The sequence below is a fragment of the Mycobacterium sp. 852002-53434_SCH5985345 genome, assembly GCF_001667155.1.
GTDB lineage: Bacteria > Actinomycetota > Actinomycetes > Mycobacteriales > Mycobacteriaceae > Mycobacterium.
In genome coordinates, this window is record NZ_LZIE01000024.1 from 127,186 (window position 1) to 147,382 (window position 20,197).

Here is a 20,197-nt window from a genome sequence, read left to right on the forward strand (position 1 = left end):
GTCCTCAATTTCCGAATGTCGACTCCTATCCCGCGGTCAATCCATCGGACTATGCGTACTTTGGCCCCCACCCGAGCATGTCCGGTTATGTCTTCAAGACACCGGGGGAAGTGACATGTGTCGTCAGCATGATCACCGAAAGTGGAGTGACGTGCTCAGGTGCGGCGGTGGGCGCCCCACCCTCGTCCACTGTCTCCGCCTCAACCGTGTCACCCGGCCGCTACCACAACGAGGAGCTCACATATGACAGCGCCAAGCTGCTGCCCGCCGGTCGAAGACTCGATGCCGGAAACGGAGTCGCTTGCGCAGCGCTCACTTCCGACTCGCTGGCCTGCCGCGCAGGGCCCAACGAGGGAATGAAGACCCAGCCTCCGGGCCCATGGCACGTCCAGTATGGCGTGCACGGCTTCGTCATCCAGCGCAACGGAAACTGGACCTTCTGACTCGCGCCTCGGTGTATGCCCCATGCCCACCCTCGCCATCACGGATCCACACGCGGTGATGTGCTGTTAGCTGTGCCCTGTCACCTGTGCCCAGTGCGGGGCTGCGGTGTAAACGAGGGAGTCGAACCCTCTGCACTGCCCTTCGTGCGCCAGGAGAGACCGGACTTGACCCGCCGGTCGGGGCTCGTGCGCGCCTCCGCGACGCCTACCTGCTACACCCGGGTCCATTACTCCAACAGGTCTACCTCCCAGTTCGATCGCTGGATCCGCACGTCGAGCTCACGAAGCTCGCGAGCCACCTGATCGGCTTGAAGACGCACATTCGCAACAGTCAAGGCGGACAACATCTTTAGCTCAGAACGCAGTTGTCGAGAGTAACCCTGCTGGTTGCTCCCGGCGGCCGCGTCCGCTGCGCTCTTGAGAACATGGTGACGCCAGCGCAGCGCGTCCCGCCGGGCCAACGCATCGGTCAGCGTGCCGTCTGTGCCGATCGTCGTCGCTGCGTTCGTGCGATTGATCCGCCGGATCAAGGCTTCGTAATCGACGAGCACGCCCTCGACTTCAGCGAGCAAGGCTGCCGCATCTTCGGCCGGTTCTTCGCCCTCCTGATAGCGGGCATTGCTCACGATGCGTGTGCGCAGCTGTTCAATGCGGCGCAGCGCATCGGCCCGCAGTGACAACGCCTCGGCCAGCTTCATGATGCTCCCTCCGGTGGGTGGCGCAACTGCTTACACAGGATAGGTCCGATAACGGCTCTTCAGCGGCCTCCGGCGACCCCGCGGCATCAGCTGGGCGGCCGCCCGTCGCCGAGCGCCGGTACTGTCGGATTCGTGCGTAGTGAAGGCGATACCTGGGACATCACAACAAGTGTCGGTTCGACGGCGTTATTCGTGGCGACCGCCCGAGCGTTGGAGGCGCAGAAGCCGGACCCCCTGGTCGTCGACCCCTACGCGGAGGTGTTCTGCCGCGCCGTGGGCGGGTGGGCGGCCGATGTCCTGGACGGCAAGCTGCCCGACCACCAACTGAAGACCCCGGACTGGGGCGAGCACTTCGTCAACTTCCAGGGCGCCCGCACCAAATACTTCGACGCGTACTTCCGCCGGGCCGCGGACGCGGGTGTTCGCCAGGTGGTCATCCTGGCGGCGGGGCTGGACTCCCGCGCCTACCGCCTGGACTGGCCCGCCGGGACCACCATCTTCGAACTGGACCAGCCGCAGGTCCTCGATTTCAAGCGTCAGGTGCTCGCTGACCACGGCGCCCAACCGAAGACCCAGCGCCGGGAGATCGCGGTGGACCTGCGGGACGACTGGCCGCAAGCGCTGCGCGACAGCGGATTCGACGCCACCAAGCCGTCGGCCTGGATAGCCGAAGGCCTGCTCATCTACCTACCCGCCACCGCGCAGGAGCAGCTGTTCAACGGCATCGACGGCATGGCCGCGCCGGGCAGCCACGTCGCCGTCGAGGACGGCGCCCCGCTCGACCGGGACGACTTCGAGGCGAAACGCGAGGAGGAACGGGCCGCGATGGCCGCCGGCGCGGAACGGCCCTTCTATCAGCTGGTGTACAACGAGCGGATCGCGCCCGCCACCGAATGGTTCGGCGAGCGGGGGTGGAACGCGGTCGGCACCCCGTTGGCCGACTACCTTCGGGAAAACGGCCGCCCGGTGCCCGGCGCTGACGCCGACGCCGGGTCGATGGTGGCGCGGAACACCCTGGTCAGCGCCGTCAAAGGCTGAGAGCCGGCAGCCCGGAGTCGCCGGGCTTTCAATGACTTTTCCCTGAGTTGAGCGCGCGCCGGAACTTTTGCGCGCCGCGCCCCGACTACTACCGGGCTCATCCGTGCGTCGCCCAACAGCCCGGACGACGTCGCTCTCAGCCCGGCGAGGAGTCCTGGCATGGCGCGACGCACTTTGATCGATAGCTCGGCTGGTAGCCGAGGATGACCGCGCCGGTCTGGATGGCGTTCCCCCCGGAGGTCCATTCAGCTCAGCTGAGCAGCGGTCCCGGCCCGGCGGGACTGCTGGCCGCCTCGGCGGCGTGGAGTTCGCTGAGCACGACCTACGCGTCGGCGGCGGACGAGCTGTCCGCGACCCTGGCCGCGACGCAGGCCGGGGCGTGGGAGGGGCCCACCTCCGAGCAGTACGTCGCCGCCCACGCGCCCTACCTGGCTTGGCTGATGCGGGCCAGCACCAACAGCGCGGCGGCCGCCGCCCGGCACGAGACCGCGGCCACGGCTTACACGGCGGCGCTGGCGGCCATGCCGACGCTGCCCGAGCTGGCCGCCAACCACACGATTCACGGCGCCTTGGTGGCGACGAACTTTTTCGGCGTCAACACCATTCCGATCGCCGTCAACGAGGCGGACTACGCGCGGATGTGGGTCCAGGCGGCCACCACGATGTCCACGTATCAGGCGGTGTCCAGCGCCGCGGTGGCTTCGGCGCCAGAGACGGGGCCCGCGCCACAAATCGTGCAGGCCACCGACAGCGGCCAAGACAGTGACGACGACGGAATCGTCGACAATGACGGCGGTAACCCGTACCAGCTGAGCTGGTGGATCAACCGATTCACGGAGATTTTCCAGACCATAGGAAGAGATTTGGCGGAGTTTCCCACGAACCCGGCCGACGCAATAGAGGATTTGCTACAAGACATTTTCGGGCCCGCCGGTCTGATCGCTGACGAGTTCACCCACGTGGGCGAGGCCCTTCAAGCGTTCCCTCAGCTGGCTGCCGTTCCGTTCATCGTGCCGGGTGCATTTGCGGGGGGCATAGCAGGCTTGAGTCTGATGGCCGGCATCCAGCCGGCCCCAACTCCCGTCGCCGCGCCGGCACCGGTGGCCCCGGCTCCCAATGCGCCTGTCGTCAGCGGCGCTCCGGTAGTCGTGAGCGCCGCCTCGGCCCCGGCCGCGGCGCCGGCACCGTCTCCTACCCCTACGTCGGCGGCACCGGCACCCGCGCCGGCCTCGGTGCCGGCGACCGGAACGCCGCCGCCACCCGCCGGCGCCGGGGGCGCCGCCTTTCCGTACATCGTCGGCGGTCCGACCGTGGGCTCCGGCGCGGGCGCCAGCGGCCGCGCGCAACGCAAGGCACCGGAGCCCGATTCGGCCGCGGCCGCCGCGGCGGCGTCGGCATCGGCACGGGAAGCGCAGCGGGCCCGCCGGCGCCGGCGGGCGGCGATGAAAGATCGCTACCGCGGCTACGAGTATGTCGACCTGGATCCGGATACCGACACCGCGGGCGATCCGCCAGACGAGGCGGGGTGGTCGGTCGCATCGGATCGCGGCGCCGGGCCGCTGGGTTTCGCCGGAACGGCGCGCAAGGGCGGCGCCGCCGCGGCGGGCCTGGCGACGCTGGCCGGCGACGAGTTCGGCGGCGGCCCGGCACTGCCCATGTTGCCGGGCTCCTGGGAGCCGGACTAGCGGGCCCGGATCGGCATGCCCGGGACCGGAACTTTTCTCCTACGGGGTACGACTACTGGCTTGTCCGGCGACCGGCGCGGCGGGGGACCCTCGGATTGATAATGAAAATGATTTTCGATAAGCTCGGCCGCTTAGAAGGCGCTGACAACGGCCTGCGAACCTGCTGCGGCCGCAGATAGACCGAAAATGCGGCTGATTTTGCTGGTTAGCATCCTCATTAGCGGTTTTGAACGGGGAGTGGTGTGGTGAGCCGGACGGGCGCTCGCGCCTCGACACTTAGCTTATGCAATGCTAACTTCAGGCGGGTTAGGTTAGGGGAGGCTACACAAATGGAGAGACGTGGCCGTGGAACTCGGTGACACCGGCGTGCTCGCAGCTCAACCCGTCAGTTCTCGAGCGGACGTCAGGGTTGACGGCGACGTCGTCAGCCGCTTCGCCACCTGCTGCCGCGCGCTCGGCATCTCGGTGTACCAACGCCAGCGCCCGGCCGACCTCACCGCCGCGCGGTCCGGCTTCACCGCGCTGACCCGCATCGCCCACGACCAGTGCGACGCCTGGACCGGACTGGCGGCCGCCGGCGATGTGTCCCTCCGGGTGCTGGAGGCGGTGTCGCAGACCGCGACCACGGCCGGCACGTTGCAGCGCAAAGTTGACCTGGCGCCCGGGGCGCTCGGGTTCCGCTACGACACCGGGCTGTATCTGCAGTTCCGCGCCGCCACCCCCGACGACTTCCACCTCGCCTACGCGGCGGCCCTGGGGACGGCCGGCCGGTTCGCCGAGGCCGACCAGATCGTCACCGGCCTGACGGCGCGCCGCCCCAATTGGCGCGAAGCCCGATGGGTCACCGTCGTCATCAACTACCGCGCCGAGCGGTGGTCGGACGTGGTCAAGTTGTTGACGCCCGTCGTCAATGACGCCGACCTCGACGAAGCCTTCTCCCACGCGGCCAAGATCGCCCTGGGCATCGCGTTGGCTCGGCTGGGCATGTTCGCCCCGGCGCTGTCGTACCTCGAGGAGCCCGACGGTCCCGTCGCGGTCGCGGCGGTCGACGGGGCGCTCGCCAAGGCGCTCGTGCTGCGCGCGCACGTCGACGAGGATTCGGCGAGCGAAGTCCTGCAGGACCTGTACGCGGGCCACCCGGAAAACGAACAGATCGAACAGGCCCTGTCCGACACCAGCTTTGGGATCGTGACCACCACCGCGGCCCGGATCGAGGCGCGCACCGACCCTTGGGATCCGGAAACCGAGCCCAGCGCGGAGGACTTCGTCGACCCGGCGGCCCACGAGCGCAAGTCCGTGTTGCTGCACGAGGCCGAACTCCAGCTCGCCGAATTCATCGGCCTGGACGAGGTCAAGAACCAGGTGTCCCGGCTGAAGAGCTCGGTCGCCATGGAACTCGTGCGCAAGCAGCGTGGGCTGGCCGTCGCGCAGCGCGCCCACCACCTCGTCTTCGCCGGGCCGCCCGGCACCGGTAAGACCACCATCGCCCGTGTGGTCGCCAAGATCTATTGCGGCCTTGGGCTTTTGAAGCGAGAAAACATCCGAGAGGTGCACCGTGCCGACCTGATCGGCCAGCACATCGGTGAGACCGAGGCCAAGACCAACGCGATCATCGACAGCGCGCTGGACGGGGTGCTGTTCCTCGACGAGGCCTACGCCCTGGTGGCCACGGGCGCCAAGAACGACTTCGGGCTGGTCGCCATTGATACCCTGCTGGCGCGGATGGAGAACGACCGCGACCGGCTGGTGGTCATCATCGCCGGATACCGGGCCGACCTCGACAAGTTCCTGGACACCAACGAGGGCTTGCGTTCCCGGTTCACCCGCAACATCGACTTCCCTTCCTACGCACCGTCGGAGCTCGTCGAGATCGCGACCAAGATGGCCGAACAGCGCGACAGCCTCTTCGAACAGGCCGCGCTCGACCACATGGAGGCGTTGTTCACCAGGCTGGCCACCGAGTCGACGCCGGACGCCAACGGAATCTCGCGGCGCAACTTGGACATCGCCGGCAACGGTCGATTCGTCCGCAACATCGTCGAACGCTCCGAGGAAGAACGGGAATTCCGGCTCGACCATTCGGATCACGCCGGGACCGGGGAATTCAGTGACGAGGAGCTGATGACGATAACCGACCAAGACGTCGAGAACTCGGTGGAGCCGTTGTTGCGCGGCCTCGGACTGTCGGTGCCCTCATGACGAATCCTGAAGCGGACGAGCGGCGTTCGTTCGCCTCGCGGACCCCGGTCAACGACAATCCCGACAAGGTCGAGTATCGGCGCGGTTTCGTCACCCGCCACCAGGTCACCGGCTGGCGCTTCGTAATGCGGCGTATCGCTTCCGGCATCGCCTTGCACGACACCAGGATGCTTGTTGACCCGCTGCGCACCCAGTCGCGCGCGGTGCTGATGGGCGTGGTCCTGCTTGCCACCGGCTTGGCGGGCTGCTTCGTGTTCTCGCTCATTCGGCCCAACGGGACCGCGGGGACCAACGCGGTGCTCGCCGATCGATCGACCGCCGCTCTGTACGTACGGGTGGGCGACCAGCTGCACCCGGTGCTCAACCTGACGTCGGCCCGCTTGATTGTCGGGAAGCCGGTGAATCCCGCGACGGTCAAAAGCACTGAGCTGGACCGGTTTCCGCGTGGCAACCTGATCGGCATTCCCGGCGCGCCAGAACGCATGGTGCAAAACACCACTCGCGACGCCAACTGGACCGTGTGCGACGGCATCGGCGGCACGTCGCGCGCCGTGCACAGCACGGGTGTCACGGTGATCGCGGGCCGCCCCGACAGCAGCGGCGCGCGGGCGGCCAAACTCGATGCCAGACAGGCGATCCTGGTGGATAGCGGCAACAGCACCTGGCTGCTCTGGGACGGCAGGCGCAGCCAGATCAACCTGGCCGACCACGCGGTCACCAATGCGCTTGGCTTGGGTCTCAACAACTCCGAAGTGCCGGCCCCGCGGCCCATCGCGCTGGGGCTGTTCAACGCGATCCCCGAAGCGCCGCCACTTGCGGCGCCGGGCATTCCGAACGCCGGTGCGCCCGCCGGCTTCAGCGTGCCGGCGCCGATCGGGGCGGTCGTGGTTTCCTATGCGCTGGACCAGAATTCATCGGGTGCGGCGCGCTACTACGCGGTGTTGCCGGACGGCCTGCAGCCCATCTCCCCGGTGCTCGCGGCGATCCTGCGCAACACCAACTCCTACGGCCTGGACCAACCGCCGCGGCTGGGTGCCGACGCGGTCGCCAAGCTGCCGGTGTCGCGGATGCTGGACACCTCGCGCTACCCCGACCAGCAGGTCACCCTGGTCGACGCGGCCAAGGACCCCGTCACCTGCGCCTACTGGAGCAAGCCTGCCGGTGCCGCCACCAGCTCGCTGAGCCTGCTGTCCGGCTCCGCGCCGCCGGTGCCCGAATCGATCCGCACCGTCGACCTGGTCGGCGCCTCCCCGGCAACCGCCACCCGCGTCGCCCTGGCACCGGGCACCGGCTACTTCGCCCAGACCGTCACCGGCGGCGCAGGCGCGCCCGGCACCGGGTCGCTGTTCTGGGTGTCCGACACCGGGGTCCGCTACGGCATCGACAACGAGGCGGAGAACTCGGCCGCCGGACGCGGCAAAACAGTTGAGGCCCTTGGCCTGACGGAGCCGGCGGTGCCCGTCCCGTGGTCGGTGCTGGCACTGTTCGCCAGCGGCCCGGCGCTGTCGCGCGCCGATGCGCTGCTGGCGCACGACGGGCTGGCACCCGACAACAAGCCCGGCCGCGTGGCATCAGCAGAGGGAGCGCCCCGATGAGCCGACTCATCTTCGAAGCCCGCCGCCGGCTGGCGCCCCCGGTTACCCGCAAGGGCACCATCAACATCGAGGCGCCCCCCGAGCTGCCGCGCGTGATCCCGCCGTCGTTCCTGCGCCGGGCGATGCCCTATGTGCTGGTGATCCTGATCGTGGGCATGGTGGTCGCCCTGTTCGCCACCGGGATGCGGCTGATCTCCCCGCAGACGCTGTTCTTCCCGTTCGTGCTGCTGCTCGCGGCCACCGCGATGTACCGCGGCAACGACAACAAGACGCGCACCGAGGAGGTCGACGCCGAACGCGCCGACTACCTGCGCTACCTGTCGGTGGTTCGCGACAACATCCGCACCCAGGCCGCCCAGCAGCGGGCGGCGGCCGAGTGGTCGCACCCCGAGCCGACCGCCCTGGCGAGCGTGCCCGGATCGCGCCGGCAGTGGGAGCGTGACCCGCACGACCCGGACTTCCTGGTGCTACGGGCCGGCCGCCACCAGGTCCCGCTGAGCACCGCGCTGCGGGTGAACGACACCGCGGACGAAATCGACCTGGAGCCGGTGTCGCACAGCGCATTACGCAGTCTGCTCGACACCCACCGCATCGTGCGGGACTTGCCGACCGGAATCGACCTGACGAAGGTCTCGCGGATCACCGTTCTGGGTGAGGCGGAGGACGCGCGGGCGGCGATGCGCGCCTGGATCGCCCAGGCCGTGACGTGGCACGACCCGACGGTGCTGGGGGTGGCACTGGTCGCCCGCGACCCGGAGAGCCCGGATTGGTCCTGGCTGAAATGGCTTCCGCACACCGATGTTCCGGGCGAGCTCGACGGCGTCGGGCCGGCTCGTTTCCTGACGACCAACCCCGACGAGCTCGTCCTGCTGCTGGGTCCCGCGTTCGTCGATCGCCCGGCGTTCACCGGGGAGCCCGCCGACGCGCTGCGGCATCTGCTCATCGTGGTGGACGACCCCGACTTCGACCTGAACACCTCGACGTTGGCGCTGGGCCGCGCGGGCGTCACCGTCGTGCACCGCTCCGCGACACCGCCGCACCGCGAGCAGTATTCGGATCCGGAGAAGCCCATCCTGCGCGTCATCCGCGAGGGCAGCCGAGCGGGGGCCCTGGAGCGCTGGCAGACCGGCGGCTGGCAGCCCTACATCGACGACGCCGACCGGCTCGGCGCCGACGAGGCAGCCCACCTGGCGCGCCAACTGTCGCGCTGGGACTCCAACCCGACCCACACCGGGTTGCGCTCGGCGGCCACCCGCGGCGCGACCTTCACCACGCTGCTGGGCATCCCGGACGCCTCGCGGCTTGACGTGCCCACACTGTGGGCGCCGCGCCGCCGCGAGGACGAGTTGCGCGTACCCATCGGCGTCACCGCGACGGGCGAGCCGCTGTTCTTCGACCTGAAGGACGAAGCCGAGGGCGGGATGGGCCCGCACGGCCTGATGATCGGTATGACGGGCTCCGGAAAGTCCCAGACCTTGATGTCGATCCTGTTGTCGCTGTTGACAACTCATTCGGCGGATCGGCTGATCGTGATCTACGCGGACTTCAAGGGCGAGGCCGGTGCCGACAGCTTCCGCCACTTCCCCCAGGTCGTCGCGGTGATCTCCAACATGGCCGAGAAGAAGTCGCTGGCCGACCGGTTCGCCGACACGCTGCGCGGGGAGGTGGCCCGCCGCGAAACGCTGCTGCGTGAGGCCGGGCGCCGCGTGCAGGGCAGCGCGTTCAACTCGGTGGTGGAATACGAGGACGCGCAAAATTCGGGTGCGCAGGGCGCCGAGGATCTTCCGCCGATCCCGACGCTGTTCGTGGTCGCCGACGAGTTCACCTTGATGCTGGCCGATCACCCGGAATACGCGGAGTTGTTCGATTACGTGGCCCGCAAGGGCCGCTCGTTCCGCATCCACATCCTGTTCGCGTCGCAGACGCTGGACGTGGGCAAGATCAAGGACATCGACAAGAACACCTCCTACCGGATCGGGTTGAAGGTGGCCAGTCCCAGCGTGTCCCGCCAAATCATCGGCGTGGAGGACGCGTACCACATCGAATCGGGCAAGGAGCACAAGGGCGTGGGCTTCCTGGTGCCCGCCCCGGGCGCGGCCCCGATCAAATTCCGCAGCACCTACGTCGACGGCATCTACGATCCGCCGCAGAAGGCCAAATCCTTTGTGGTGCAGGCAACCCCGGAGCCCAAGCTGTTCACGGCCGGTCGGGTCGAGCCGGATCAGGACACGGTGATCTCGGTGGCCGACGACGAGGAATTCACCGGACCGCCGCGCAAGTTGATCGCCACCATCGGCGACCAGTTGGCGCGCTACGGCCCGCGTGCGCCGCAGCTGTGGCTGCCGCCGCTGGACGAGCCGATCCCGCTGACCGCCGTGCTGGCGCGCGCCGGGGTGGCCCAGCGCCAGTGGCAGTGGCCGCTCGGCGAGATCGACAAACCCTTCGAGATGCGCCGCGACCCGCTGATGTTCGACGCCACCTCGTCGGCGGCAAACGTGGTGATCCACGGCGGCCCCAAGTCCGGGAAATCGACTGCCCTGCAGACGTTCATCCTGTCGGCGGCCAGCCTGCACTCGCCACGCGACGTCACGTTCTACTGCCTGGACTACGGCGGCGGCAAGCTGCGGGCGCTGGAAGACCTGGCGCATGTCGGCAGCGTGGCCTCCGCGCTGGAACCCGAGCGCATCCGGCGCACCTTCGGCGAGCTGGAGCAGTTGCTGCTGTCCCGGCAGCGGCGCGAGGTGTTCCGCGACCGGCACGGCGCCGCCCCCGACGACGGGTACGGCGAGGTGTTCCTGGTCATCGACAACCTGTATGCGTTCGGCCGGGACAACACCGACCAGTTCAACACCCGTAATCCCTTGCTGGCCAAGGTGAGCGAGTTGGTCAACGTCGGGCTCGCCTACGGCATCCACGTCGTGATCACCACCCCGAGCTGGCTCGAGGTGCCGCTGGCGATGCGCGACGGTCTCGGGCTGCGCCTCGAGCTCAAGCTGCACGATCCGCGGGACAGCAACGTCCGACTCGTCGGCGCGCTGCGGCGCCCCGCGGAGTCCGTGCCGCACGACCAGCCGGGCCGCGGCTTGACGATGGCCGCCGAGCACTTCCTGTTCGCCGCGCCGGAGCTGGACCAGATCGCCGCGCTCAACGCCCGCCACCCGGGCGTGGCCGCGCCGCCGGTGCGTCTGTTGCCGACCAACCTCGCCCCCGCGGCGGTCGGCGCGCTCTACCGCGGCCCCGAGCAGGTGGTCATCGGCCAGCGCGAGGACGATCTCGCCCCCGTCGTCGTCAACTTCGCCGACGAGCCGCTGCTGATGGTGTTCGGCGACAGCAAGTCGGGCAAGACCACGTTGCTGCGCCACATCATTCGCACCATCCGCGAGAACTCCACCGCCGACCAGGTGGCCTTCACCGTGCTGGACCGGCGGCTGCACCTGGTCGACGAGCCCTTGTTCGCCGACAACGAGTACACCGCCAACATCGACCGGATCATCCCGGCGATGCTGGGGCTGGCCAACATCATCGAGTCGCGGCGCCCTCCGGCGGGGTTGTCGCCCGGTGAGCTGGCCCGCTGGACGTATTCGGGGCACACCCACTACCTGATCATCGACGATGTCGACCAGATACCGGACTCGCCGGCGATGAGCGGCCCCTACATCGGGCAGCGTCCGTGGTCCCCGCTGATCGGAATCCTCTCGCAGGCGGCCGATTTGGGCCTGCGGGTGATCGTAACGGCGCGGGCGACCGGATCCGGGCACGCGCTGATGACCAATCCGCTGCTGCGCCGCTTCAACGACCTGCAGGCGACGACGCTGATGCTGGCGGGCAATCCGCAGGACAGCGGCAAGATCCGGGGTCAGCGATTCGGCCGGTTGCCGGCCGGGCGGGCGATCTTATTGGGCGACAGCGATAGTCCGACGTACGTCCAGTTGGTCAACCCGTTGGTGGGTGAGGCCGCGATGTTTGGTGAAACGCAACAGTAAGGGGAGAGTCATGACGTTGCGAGTGGTTCCCGAGGGCCTGGCCGCGACCAGCGCCGCGGTGGAGGCGCTGACGGCGCGGCTGGCCGCCGCCCATGCGGCGGCCGCTCCGGCCATCACCGCGGTGGTACCGCCGGCGGTGGATCCGGTGTCGCTGCAGACGGCCGTCGGGTTCAGTGCGCAGGGCCAGGAGCACGCCGCTGTCGCCGCCCAGGGCGTGGAAGAGCTCGGCCGCGCCGGCGTGGGCGTCGGCGAGGCCGGCGTCAGCTATCTCGCCGGAGACACCGCGGCCGCCGCGACGTACGGGTCCGCGGGCGCCTGAGAATGACGTCGCCCGTCGCTTTCGTCTGGATGGCCTCGCCCCCCGAGGTGCATTCGACGTTGCTGAGCGCCGGTCCGGGACCGGGGCCGCTGCTGGCGGCCGCGGGCGCGTGGACCGCGTTGAGCACCGAATACGCAACGGCGGCAGCCGAACTCACCGGGGTGCTGGGGGAGACTCAGGCGGGGGCGTGGGAGGGACCCAGCGCAGAGCAGTACGCGGCCGCGCACGCGCCGTATCTGGCGTGGCTGCAGCAGGCCAGTGCCGACAGCGCCGGCGTGGCCGCGCAGCAAGAGATCGCGGCGGCGGCGTATACGGCCGCCTTGGCGGCGATGCCGACGCTGGGGGAGCTGGCCGCCAACCACGCCGTTCACGGGGTGTTGGTGGCGACGAACTTCTTTGGTGTCAATACGATTCCAATCGCGCTCAACGAGGCCGACTATGCGCGGATGTGGGTCCAGGCCGCCACCGTGATGGGCGCTTATCAGGCCACCTCGGGGGCGGCGCTCGCCGCCGCGCCACGCAGCGCCCCCGCGCCGTCGATCGTGCGTCCGGGCGGTGACGCCAACAGTCTCGCGGCCAACGCCTCGCAGAACACGCCCGGGGATTGGTGGCAGAACCTGATCCAGCAGTTGTCCAAGTTCCTGCAGGACTTCTTCCAGAACATTCAGCAGATGCTGCAGAACTTCTTCTCCAACCTGCCGGCGTTTCTGGCCGCCAACGGTCCACTGCTGTTCTTCGTCGCCTACCAGGTGTTCTTCAACGCCGTCGGCTGGCCGACCTGGGGTGCGATCCTGACCGCACCCTTCCTCATGCCGCTGCTACTCGGAATCGGACTGAGTTCCTTGCTCTCCGCGCCCGCCGAAATCGCGCCGGTGGCGGCCGGCGCCGCCGCGCCACCGCTCGTGACGTCGACCAGGCCGGCGTCGTCGCTGCCGGCGGTTGCGCTGGCCCCGACGGTGGCGAGTCCCGCTGGGGCTCCGGCCACCTCGGTGGCCGCGGGCTCCGGTGCGGCTCCCGCACCCGCCGCGGCGCCGGCACCGAGCACTCTCGCTTACCTGGTCGCCTATGGCGGCGACCCGGACCCCGGCATCGGCCCGACGGTGGGCGGTCGCGGTGGTGCTAAGGCGCCGGCGGCGACCATCCCGGCTGCCGGGGCGGCGGCGGCCAGCCGGGCCGCGGCGCGTGCGAGGCGGCGCCGGCGCGCCGCAATGCGCGACCACAGCGACGAATACCTGGATATGGAGTCCGACATCGGCATACCACCGGACTACGGCGACGAGGAGCGACTGGCCGCGACAATGGCATCCGGCGCGGGGGCCGGAACGCTGGGCTTCGCGGGAACCGCGCGCAAGGAAAACGGCTTCCGCGCGGCCGGATTGACCAAGCTCACCGACGGCGAATTCGGCGGCGGCCCAAGGATACCGATGATGCCCGGCACCTGGGACCACGACGCGGACCGAGACCCGGCGCATCCGACGGAGCCGAGGGAAGGGGGCTAACGCAGTCGGCACCATGCTCGTCAGTCAGCGAAACCCCTTGAGAACGAACGGAAAGGAATCAACATGAGTATGTTGGACGCTCATATTCCACAGTTGGTGGCCGCGCAATCGGCATTCAGCGCCAAGGCGGCCCTGATGCGCAGCACCATCAGCCAGGCCGAGCAGGAAGCGATGTCGGCGCAGGCGTTCCACCAGGGCGAGTCTTCGGCCGCGTTCCAGGCCGCGCACGCCCGCTTCGTCGAAGCCGCCGCCCGGGTCAACACCCTGCTGGACATCGCACAGGCCAACCTCGGCGACGCCGCGGGCACCTACGTGGCCGCCGACGCCGCCGCCGCTTCCGGCTACACCGCCTTCTGATCCAGCCGCTTCAAACGCCATCAACCGCGAAAGGACTTGTCATGTCCCAGATCATGTACAACTACCCGGCGATGCTGAGCCACGCCGCCGACATGTCCGGCTACGCCGGCACGCTGCAGGGGCTCGGTTCGGACATCGCCAGCGAGCAGGCAACGCTGTCGAACGCCTGGCAGGGCGACACCGGTATGACCTACCAGGCGTGGCAGGCCCAGTGGAACCAGGCAATGGAGAGCCTGGTGCGCGCCTACCAGGCGATGGCCAGCACCCACGAATCCAACACCATGTCCATGCTCGCCCGGGACCAGGCTGAAGCCGCCAAATGGGGCGGTTAATTCTTGTTTCATGAACACTGAGCCGAACGCCGTCGAGCTGACGGTCGATCACGCGTGGTTCATAGCGGAAACCATTGGGGCGGGTAGCTTCCCGTGGGTGCTCGCGATCACCTCGCCCTATAGCGATGCCGCGCAACGCCACGCGTTCTTCGAGCGTCAGAAGGCCGAGCTGACCCAGTTGGGTCTGGTATCGGAGGGTGGGGTCGTCCACCCGGCGGTGGCCGACTGGATCAGGGTGGTGTGCTTCCCGGAACGATGGCTCGACCTGCGCTACGTGGGCCCCGCCAAGGACACCGGCACCGGGGACCTGCTGCGCGGCATCGTGGCGCAGCGCTCTGCCACCACCGACAGGACGATCGTGGCGCTGCGCAGCGCGCAGCTGATCACGTTCACCGCCATGGACATCGACGACCCGCGTGCGTTGGTTCCGGTCCTCGGCGTCGGCCTCGCGCAGCAACCGCCGGCCCGGTTCGACGAGTTCAGCATGCCGACGCGGGTCGGAGCGCGGGCCGACGAGCGGCTGCGCTCGGGTGCCTCCCTGGCCGAAGTCGTTGACTACCTGGGTATCCCGCCGTCGGCGCGGCGGGTGGTGGAATCGGTGTTCAACGGACCGCGCAGCTACGTCGAAATCGTAGCCGGCTGCCACCGCGACGGGCGGCACGCCACCACCGAAGTGGGGATGAGCATCGTCGACGCGGCCGCGGGACGGGTCCTGGTCAGTCCGTCCCGCGCATTCGACGGCGAGTGGGTGTCGACGTTCGCCCCCGGCACACCCTTCGCGATCGCCGTCGCGCTCGAACAGCTGACCGCGTTACTGCCGGACTCCGAATGGTTCTCCGGCCACCGGTTGGCCAGAGATTTCACTGCACAACACGCATAACCCCTTAAAGAGAAGAGAGCAACGATGTTTCAGGTAAGGCCCCAGCGTGTTTCGAGGGTCCGGTGACGTCCGGCGCCGTGATGCCGATCGTCCGCGTGGCAATCCTCGCGGACAGCCGGCTGACGGAAATGGCGTTGCCCGCCGAGCTGCCGCTGCGGGAAATCCTGCCCGCCGTCCAGCGTTTGGTGGTTCCCACGACATCGAATGGCGATTCCGACGACACCGCCCGAGGGACGGCCGACCTCGGCGCGGCGACCCAACTGAGTCTCGCCCCGATCGGCGGCGCGCCGTTCAGCCTGGACGCCAGCCTGGAAACCGTCGGGGTCGTGGACGGTGACCTGCTGGCGCTGCAGCCCGTGCCCGTCGGGCAGGCGGCTCCCGGCATCGTCGAGGACATCGCCGACGCCGCCATGATCTTCTCGACCTCGCGACTGAAGCCGTGGGGCGCAACGCATATCCAGCGCGGCGCGCTGGCCGCTCTGCTCGCTGTCGCATTGCTGGCCACCGGGCTCTCGGTCACCTACCGCGTCGCCACCGGCGCGCTGGCCGGGCTGGTCGCGGTCAGCGCGGTCGCGGCGGTGACCGCGATCGTCGGCTTGCTGGTCGCGGCGCGCTCGCCGCGCACCGGGGCGGCGTGCACGATCGCCGCGCTGGTGCCGATCGGTGCCGCGCTGGCATTGGCGGTGCCCGGCCGGTTCGGACCGGCGCACATCATGCTTGCGGCGGCCGGCGTCACCGCGTGGTCGCTGATCGCTTTGATGGTGCCCAGCGCGGAGCGGGAGCGCATCGTCGGATTCTTCACCGCGACCGCGGTGGTGGGAGCGGGGGTGCTGCTGGCCGCCGGCGCCGGGATGCTCTGGCACCTGCGGCCGCTCGCCATCGGCTGCGGGCTGATCGTCGCGGCGCTGCTGGTCACCGTCGAGGCGGCTCAACTCTCGGCGCTGTGGGCGCGCTTCCCGCTGCCGGTCATCCCCGCGCCCGGCGACCCCACCCCCTCGGCCCCCTCGTTGCGGGTGCTCGAGGATCTGCCGCGCCGGGTGCGGATCAGCGATGCCCATCAGAACGGATTCATCGCTGCCGCAGTGCTGCTCAGTGTCCTGGGCTCGGTGGCGATCGCACTGCGCCCCGAAGCGCTGAGCGGCGTCGGCTGGTACATCGTGGGCGCCACGGCGGCAACATCCGTCCTGCGCGCCCGGGTATGGGATTCGGCCGCGTGCAAGGCGTGGCTGCTCGCGCAGCCCTACCTGGCCGGGGGCGTTCTGCTGGTGCTCTACACCGCGACCGGGCGCTTCGGGGCCGCCCTTGGTGCGGCGCTGGTGCTCGTCGTGCTGGCCGTGGTCTGGGTAGTGGTGGCGCTCAACCCGCGCATCGCCGAGCCGGAGAGCTATCCGCTTCCGGTGCGCCGGCTGGTGGGCTTCGTCGCGGCCGGGCTCGACGCGTCACTCATCCCCGTGATGGCCTACCTGGTCGGCATCTTCACCTGGATACTCAATCGATGATCCGGTCCGGATCGGCTTGTCTCGCAGCGGCTGTGGCGGCCGTGCTGTGGACGTGTCCGTCGGCGTTGGCCATCGATCAGCCGAAGGTCGATCCGGGCGTCCCGCCGCCGAACGGGGCCCCCGGCCCCGTGCAGCCGATGGAGCAGCGCGGCCCGTGCAGCGTCTCCGGGGTCATCCCCGGCAGCGATCCCGCGGCCGTCACGCCCAGCCAGGCGACGCTGAATCTTTCTGGGGCATGGCAATTCTCGCGTGGTGATGGCCAGCTGGTGGCGGTGCTCGACACCGGCGTACGGCCGGGTCCGCGGCTGCCCAACGTCGATCCGGGTGGTGACTTCGTCGAGACGACCGACGGCCTGACCGACTGCGACGGCCACGGCACCCTCATCGCCGGCCTCATCGCCGGCCAGCCCGGCGACGACGGTTTCGCCGGTGTGGCGCCCGCGGCGCGCGTGGTCTCGATCAGGACGACGTCGGCCAAGTACTCGCCCCGCACCCCCGGCGGCGACCCGCTGATGGCACGGGCGTCCTCGGACGTCGCCACGCTGAGCCGCGCGATCGTGCACGCGGCCGACCTGGGCGCCCGGGTGATCGACATCTCCACGCTCACTTGCCTGCCCGCCGACCGGTCCGTCGACCAGGCCGCCCTCGGCGCGGCGATTCGCTACGCCGCGGTGGACAAGGATGCGGTGATCGTGGCCGCCGCCGGCAACACCGGGCCGACCGGATCGGTCGCCGGCGGCACGTCCTGCGAGTCCAACCCGCTCACCGACCTGAGCCACCCGGACGATCCGCGCAACTGGGCCGGTGTCACCTCGATCTCCATCCCGTCCGTCTGGCAGCCCTACGTGCTGTCCGTGGCCTCCCTGACACCGGACGGCCAGCCGTCGAAGTTCACCATGGCGGGCCCGTGGGTGGGCATCGCGGCGCCGGGCGAACGGATCGTCTCGGTCGGCAACGCCGACGGCGGCGGCCTGGCCAACGGTTTGCCCGATGAGCATCAGCAGCAGGTGGCCTTGAGCGGCACCAGCTATGCGGCCGGTTATGTGGCCGGCGTCGCGGCGCTGGTCCGCAGCAAATACCCCGACCTCAACGCCACACAGATCGTGCATCGCATCACCGCGACCGCGCACAACGGCGCCCGGGCGCCGTCCAACGTCATCGGTACCGGCAGCGTGGACCCGGTGGCGGCCTTGACCTGGCAACTGCCCGTGGGCAATCAGCCTCCTGCCTCGCCGGTCAAGCCGGTCGCCGTCCCGCCCGCACCCGCGCCCAAGGACACCACCCCGCGGACCGTCGCGCTGGCCGGAACCGCCGCACTGGCTGTGCTTGTCGCAGTCGCGGGCGCGGTCGCCACCACCGCCACCCGCCGACGAAAGGACCCCACCCCGTGAGCCTGCAGCGCTGGACACCCACCCCCGGACCCGGCCGGATCACGCTGGCGTTGCTGGCCGTCGTCCCGGCGGTGATGGCGTACCCGTGGCGGTCACTGCGCGATTACTGGCTGCTCGGCATCGCCGCGGCTGTCGTGCTCATGCTGTTCGGCTGCTGGCGCGGTTTGTATTTCACCACGCTGCTGCGCCGCCGGCTGGCGATCATGGGACGCGGCGAGGTGACCGCACCCGAATTCGCTTCTGCGACCGCGACAACCGCGCTGCTTCGGATCGGGGCGCCGGGTGGCGACGCGGCCGACGCGTTGCCGCTGCCCTTGATCGCCCGCTACCTGGACCGCTACGGCATCCGCGCGGACAAGATCCGGATCACCAGTCGCGACAACGCATCCGATGCGTCCAGACGCGAGACGTGGATCGGGCTCACGATATCGGCCACCGACAACCTGGCCGCGCTGCGCGCCCGCTCCGCGCGCATCCCGTTGCATGAGACCGCGCAGGTGACGGCGCGTCGGCTGGCCGACCACCTGCGGGAGTTCGGCTGGGAAGTCAACAGCGTCGCGCCCGACGACGTCCCACGGTTGCTCACCTCCAACCCCCGCGAGAGGTGGTCCGCGGTGCAGCGCGGCGCATCGGATTACCTTGCGGCATACCAGGTTCAGGTCAACGGTGAGCTGGCCGAGACCCTGGAGTCGATTCGGGCTTATCCGGCGCGGGAGACGTGCATGGCGCTGGAGATCGCCGGCGACGGGACCCACAACACCGTCGCGGCCGCGTGTGCCTTCCTGACCGACACGCCACCGGAGCGGACGGTTCCGCTGCCCGGGCTGATCCCGCAGCACGGCAACCACCGGCCCGCGCTCGAGGCGCTGGATCTGTTGTCCACGCGGCGGCTCGACGGGCACACCGCCGCCCCGGCGGCCCTGCTGGCGGAGCTGGACTGGCCGACCCTGGCGGGCGAGGAGCCGGCCACCGAAGCCGCTAGAACATGACGGTCTGCAGGAACGCGGTCATCCGGCGCAGATAGTCCAGCTGGCTGACGTGCAGCACGTGGCTGCCCGGAAACCAGTGCAGCGCACAACGATCCCAATGCTCCCACAGCTTGACGGCATGGTCCGGCGGCGCCATCCGGTCGCCGAGCCCGGTGATGATCATCCGCCTGTCCTTGTCCAGCAGCGGCCGATAGGTCAGCGGGCAGTGGTAGGACAACCCGTCCCATAATTCCGCGCGGCTGATGTGCGACAACCGCAGCCCCAGCCGCACGAGTCTGTTGGCCGGAAACCATTCGTCGAACAGAGTCGCCGGGGTGACGACGGGACAGTTCGGGATGACGGCCTCGAGCCGGTCGTCGACCGAGGCCACCAGCGCCGAGGTGTAACCACCCAGCGATATGCCGGTCAGCGCGATCCGGTCGACCCCGGTGCCGCGCAGGTAATCGATGACGGACCGGAAGTCGTGCACCGCCTGGGCCATCGCCTCCGCGAAACCGCTGAGGCCGCCGGCGAAATAGCCGAAACCGCTGAACGGCGATAGCCTTTCGGCGCGCTTGCCGTGAAACGGCAGGGTAAACATCAGGACGTCGTAACCGGACCGGTAATACCACGGCAGCGCGAAGAACCGCCCGTTGGCCAGGTACGACGACCCCATGAAACCGTGGATGACACACAGCGTGGGACGCGGCCCGTCGTCGTGGCGCCAGTGCTGCGCGCGCACGGTGTTGTTGGACTTCCACGCCCCCCATTGCTCGCGCATCGCGGGGTTGATGGCCGTGAAACTGCTTTCGAATTCGATGTTTTCCACCGTGCCGCCGGCGACCCACTCGGTCAGCGGGCTGGCCGGCCGTGACGTGACCCGCGGCGGTTTCCTCGGCGCGGGAAACGACTTCACCGGGTCGCGCTGCGCGCCCAGCTCGGCGTAGAAGTTCAGGTTGGCGCGCTCGGCGCCGGCATCGGGGTGCCGCAGGGAGGCGGCGAGTACGGCCGGGGCCACCGTCGCGGTAAGCAGCGACGACACCCAGGTGCGCAGGGCGAGGTCGCCGATGGCGGAGCCCTCGACTACCATGCGCTGGCGGGGGGACAACGCGGAATTCGGGGGCAATCCGCCGACGTCGAGCGGTACGTCAGCACCCTTGAATGCACCGGGAATGTCCGGAACGGGAATGGGCGGATCAATCGAAGTGTCGGGCGCCACGAAAGCCGATGCTAACCGGCGGGCGCCGCTCCCGGGGCCAGTTGGGCGGCGCCGGGGCGCCATGCGGTAATACGGTTGGTCTACTGCCGGCT

General features: G+C 69.3%; 16 protein-coding genes. 14 read left to right on the forward strand and 2 right to left on the reverse strand.

Annotation, left to right across the window (positions count from 1 at the left end; all coding sequences use genetic code 11):
* Positions 1-167 precede the first annotated feature (167 nt).
* Positions 168-443: a hypothetical protein gene (locus A5756_RS25245; protein ID WP_156659208.1), complete on the forward strand. Its 276-nt coding sequence runs from the start codon at positions 168-170 to the stop codon at positions 441-443.
* Between the two features lie 227 nt (positions 444-670).
* Here the strand turns inward: A5756_RS25245 and A5756_RS03910 are convergent, their stop codons facing one another.
* The gene (locus A5756_RS03910) at positions 671-1,141 is read right to left on the reverse strand and encodes a DIP1984 family protein (protein ID WP_066947414.1); all 471 of its coding nucleotides are present in this window, start codon (positions 1,139-1,141) and stop codon (positions 671-673) included.
* 132 nt (positions 1,142-1,273) lie between these two features.
* On the opposite strand from A5756_RS03910, the gene A5756_RS03915 reads away from it, so the two are divergent.
* The 13 genes from A5756_RS03915 to eccE all read left to right on the forward strand — a co-directional run bounded on the left by A5756_RS03915 (position 1,274) and on the right by eccE (position 18,907).
* Positions 1,274-2,179, forward strand: coding sequence for a class I SAM-dependent methyltransferase (locus A5756_RS03915; RefSeq protein WP_066947417.1), 906 nt, complete (start codon positions 1,274-1,276; stop codon positions 2,177-2,179).
* A gap of 203 nt (positions 2,180-2,382) precedes the next feature.
* Complete coding sequence (locus A5756_RS03920) at positions 2,383-3,864, forward strand: PPE domain-containing protein (RefSeq protein WP_066947421.1); 1,482 nt, start codon at positions 2,383-2,385, stop codon at positions 3,862-3,864.
* A 345-nt stretch (positions 3,865-4,209) separates the two neighbouring features.
* Positions 4,210-6,063, forward strand: a complete 1,854-nt coding sequence (eccA, locus tag A5756_RS03925; protein WP_066947681.1) for a type VII secretion AAA-ATPase EccA — start codon at positions 4,210-4,212, stop codon at positions 6,061-6,063.
* Positions 6,060-7,658, forward strand: coding sequence for a type VII secretion protein EccB (eccB, locus tag A5756_RS03930; RefSeq protein ID WP_066947424.1), 1,599 nt, complete (start codon positions 6,060-6,062; stop codon positions 7,656-7,658). Before eccA ends, eccB begins: the two co-directional genes overlap by 4 nt.
* Complete coding sequence (gene eccCa, locus A5756_RS03935) at positions 7,655-11,641, forward strand: type VII secretion protein EccCa (RefSeq protein ID WP_066947427.1); 3,987 nt, start codon at positions 7,655-7,657, stop codon at positions 11,639-11,641. The genes eccB and eccCa overlap by 4 nt, the downstream gene beginning before the upstream one ends.
* Before the next feature lie 10 nt (positions 11,642-11,651).
* The gene (locus A5756_RS03940) at positions 11,652-11,960 is read left to right on the forward strand and encodes a PE family protein (RefSeq protein WP_066947430.1); all 309 of its coding nucleotides are present in this window, start codon (positions 11,652-11,654) and stop codon (positions 11,958-11,960) included.
* Between the two features lie 2 nt (positions 11,961-11,962).
* On the forward strand, positions 11,963-13,459 hold the full coding sequence (locus tag A5756_RS03945) for a PPE family protein (protein WP_066947434.1): 1,497 nt from the start codon (positions 11,963-11,965) through the stop codon (positions 13,457-13,459).
* Positions 13,460-13,522: 63 nt separating this feature from the next.
* On the forward strand, positions 13,523-13,816 hold the full coding sequence (gene esxG / locus A5756_RS03950; RefSeq protein WP_066947442.1) for a type VII secretion system protein EsxG: 294 nt from the start codon (positions 13,523-13,525) through the stop codon (positions 13,814-13,816).
* 41 nt (positions 13,817-13,857) lie between these two features.
* Positions 13,858-14,148, forward strand: coding sequence for a WXG100 family type VII secretion target (locus tag A5756_RS03955; RefSeq protein WP_066947446.1), 291 nt, complete (start codon positions 13,858-13,860; stop codon positions 14,146-14,148).
* Positions 14,149-14,158: 10 nt separating this feature from the next.
* Positions 14,159-15,028 (forward strand): ESX secretion-associated protein EspG, encoded by an 870-nt coding sequence (locus tag A5756_RS03960; protein WP_066947449.1) that lies wholly within the window; start codon positions 14,159-14,161, stop codon positions 15,026-15,028.
* Positions 15,029-15,108: 80 nt separating this feature from the next.
* Complete coding sequence (eccD, locus tag A5756_RS03965; protein WP_156659217.1) at positions 15,109-16,527, forward strand: type VII secretion integral membrane protein EccD; 1,419 nt, start codon at positions 15,109-15,111, stop codon at positions 16,525-16,527.
* The gene (mycP, locus tag A5756_RS03970; protein WP_066947455.1) at positions 16,524-17,918 is read left to right on the forward strand and encodes a type VII secretion-associated serine protease mycosin; all 1,395 of its coding nucleotides are present in this window, start codon (positions 16,524-16,526) and stop codon (positions 17,916-17,918) included. The genes eccD and mycP overlap by 4 nt, the downstream gene beginning before the upstream one ends.
* Complete coding sequence (eccE, locus tag A5756_RS03975; RefSeq protein ID WP_066947458.1) at positions 17,915-18,907, forward strand: type VII secretion protein EccE; 993 nt, start codon at positions 17,915-17,917, stop codon at positions 18,905-18,907. The genes mycP and eccE overlap by 4 nt, the downstream gene beginning before the upstream one ends.
* Here the strand turns inward: eccE and A5756_RS03980 are convergent.
* Complete coding sequence (locus A5756_RS03980; protein WP_066947461.1) at positions 18,897-20,105, reverse strand: S9 family peptidase; 1,209 nt, start codon at positions 20,103-20,105, stop codon at positions 18,897-18,899. The genes eccE and A5756_RS03980 overlap by 11 nt on opposite strands.
* Between the last annotated feature and the right edge of the window lie 92 nt (positions 20,106-20,197).

What these genes read in the sequence shown, in the direction of transcription:
- A5756_RS03960 (WP_066947449.1), top strand. Translation starts at nt 14,159, where the DNA reads ATGAACACTGAGCCGAACGCCGTCGAGCTGACGGTCGATCACGCGTGG.
- eccD (WP_156659217.1), top strand. Translation starts at nt 15,109, where the DNA reads ATGCCGATCGTCCGCGTGGCAATCCTCGCGGACAGCCGGCTGACGGAA.
- A5756_RS03945 (WP_066947434.1), top strand. Translation starts at nt 11,963, where the DNA reads ATGACGTCGCCCGTCGCTTTCGTCTGGATGGCCTCGCCCCCCGAGGTG.
- A5756_RS03940 (WP_066947430.1), top strand. Translation starts at nt 11,652, where the DNA reads ATGACGTTGCGAGTGGTTCCCGAGGGCCTGGCCGCGACCAGCGCCGCG.
- A5756_RS03955 (WP_066947446.1), top strand. Translation starts at nt 13,858, where the DNA reads ATGTCCCAGATCATGTACAACTACCCGGCGATGCTGAGCCACGCCGCC.
- A5756_RS03910 (WP_066947414.1), bottom strand. Translation starts at nt 1,141, where the DNA reads ATGAAGCTGGCCGAGGCGTTGTCACTGCGGGCCGATGCGCTGCGCCGC.
- eccB (WP_066947424.1), top strand. Translation starts at nt 6,060, where the DNA reads ATGACGAATCCTGAAGCGGACGAGCGGCGTTCGTTCGCCTCGCGGACC.
- eccCa (WP_066947427.1), top strand. Translation starts at nt 7,655, where the DNA reads ATGAGCCGACTCATCTTCGAAGCCCGCCGCCGGCTGGCGCCCCCGGTT.
- A5756_RS03920 (WP_066947421.1), top strand. Translation starts at nt 2,383, where the DNA reads ATGACCGCGCCGGTCTGGATGGCGTTCCCCCCGGAGGTCCATTCAGCT.
- esxG (WP_066947442.1), top strand. Translation starts at nt 13,523, where the DNA reads ATGAGTATGTTGGACGCTCATATTCCACAGTTGGTGGCCGCGCAATCG.
- mycP (WP_066947455.1), top strand. Translation starts at nt 16,524, where the DNA reads ATGATCCGGTCCGGATCGGCTTGTCTCGCAGCGGCTGTGGCGGCCGTG.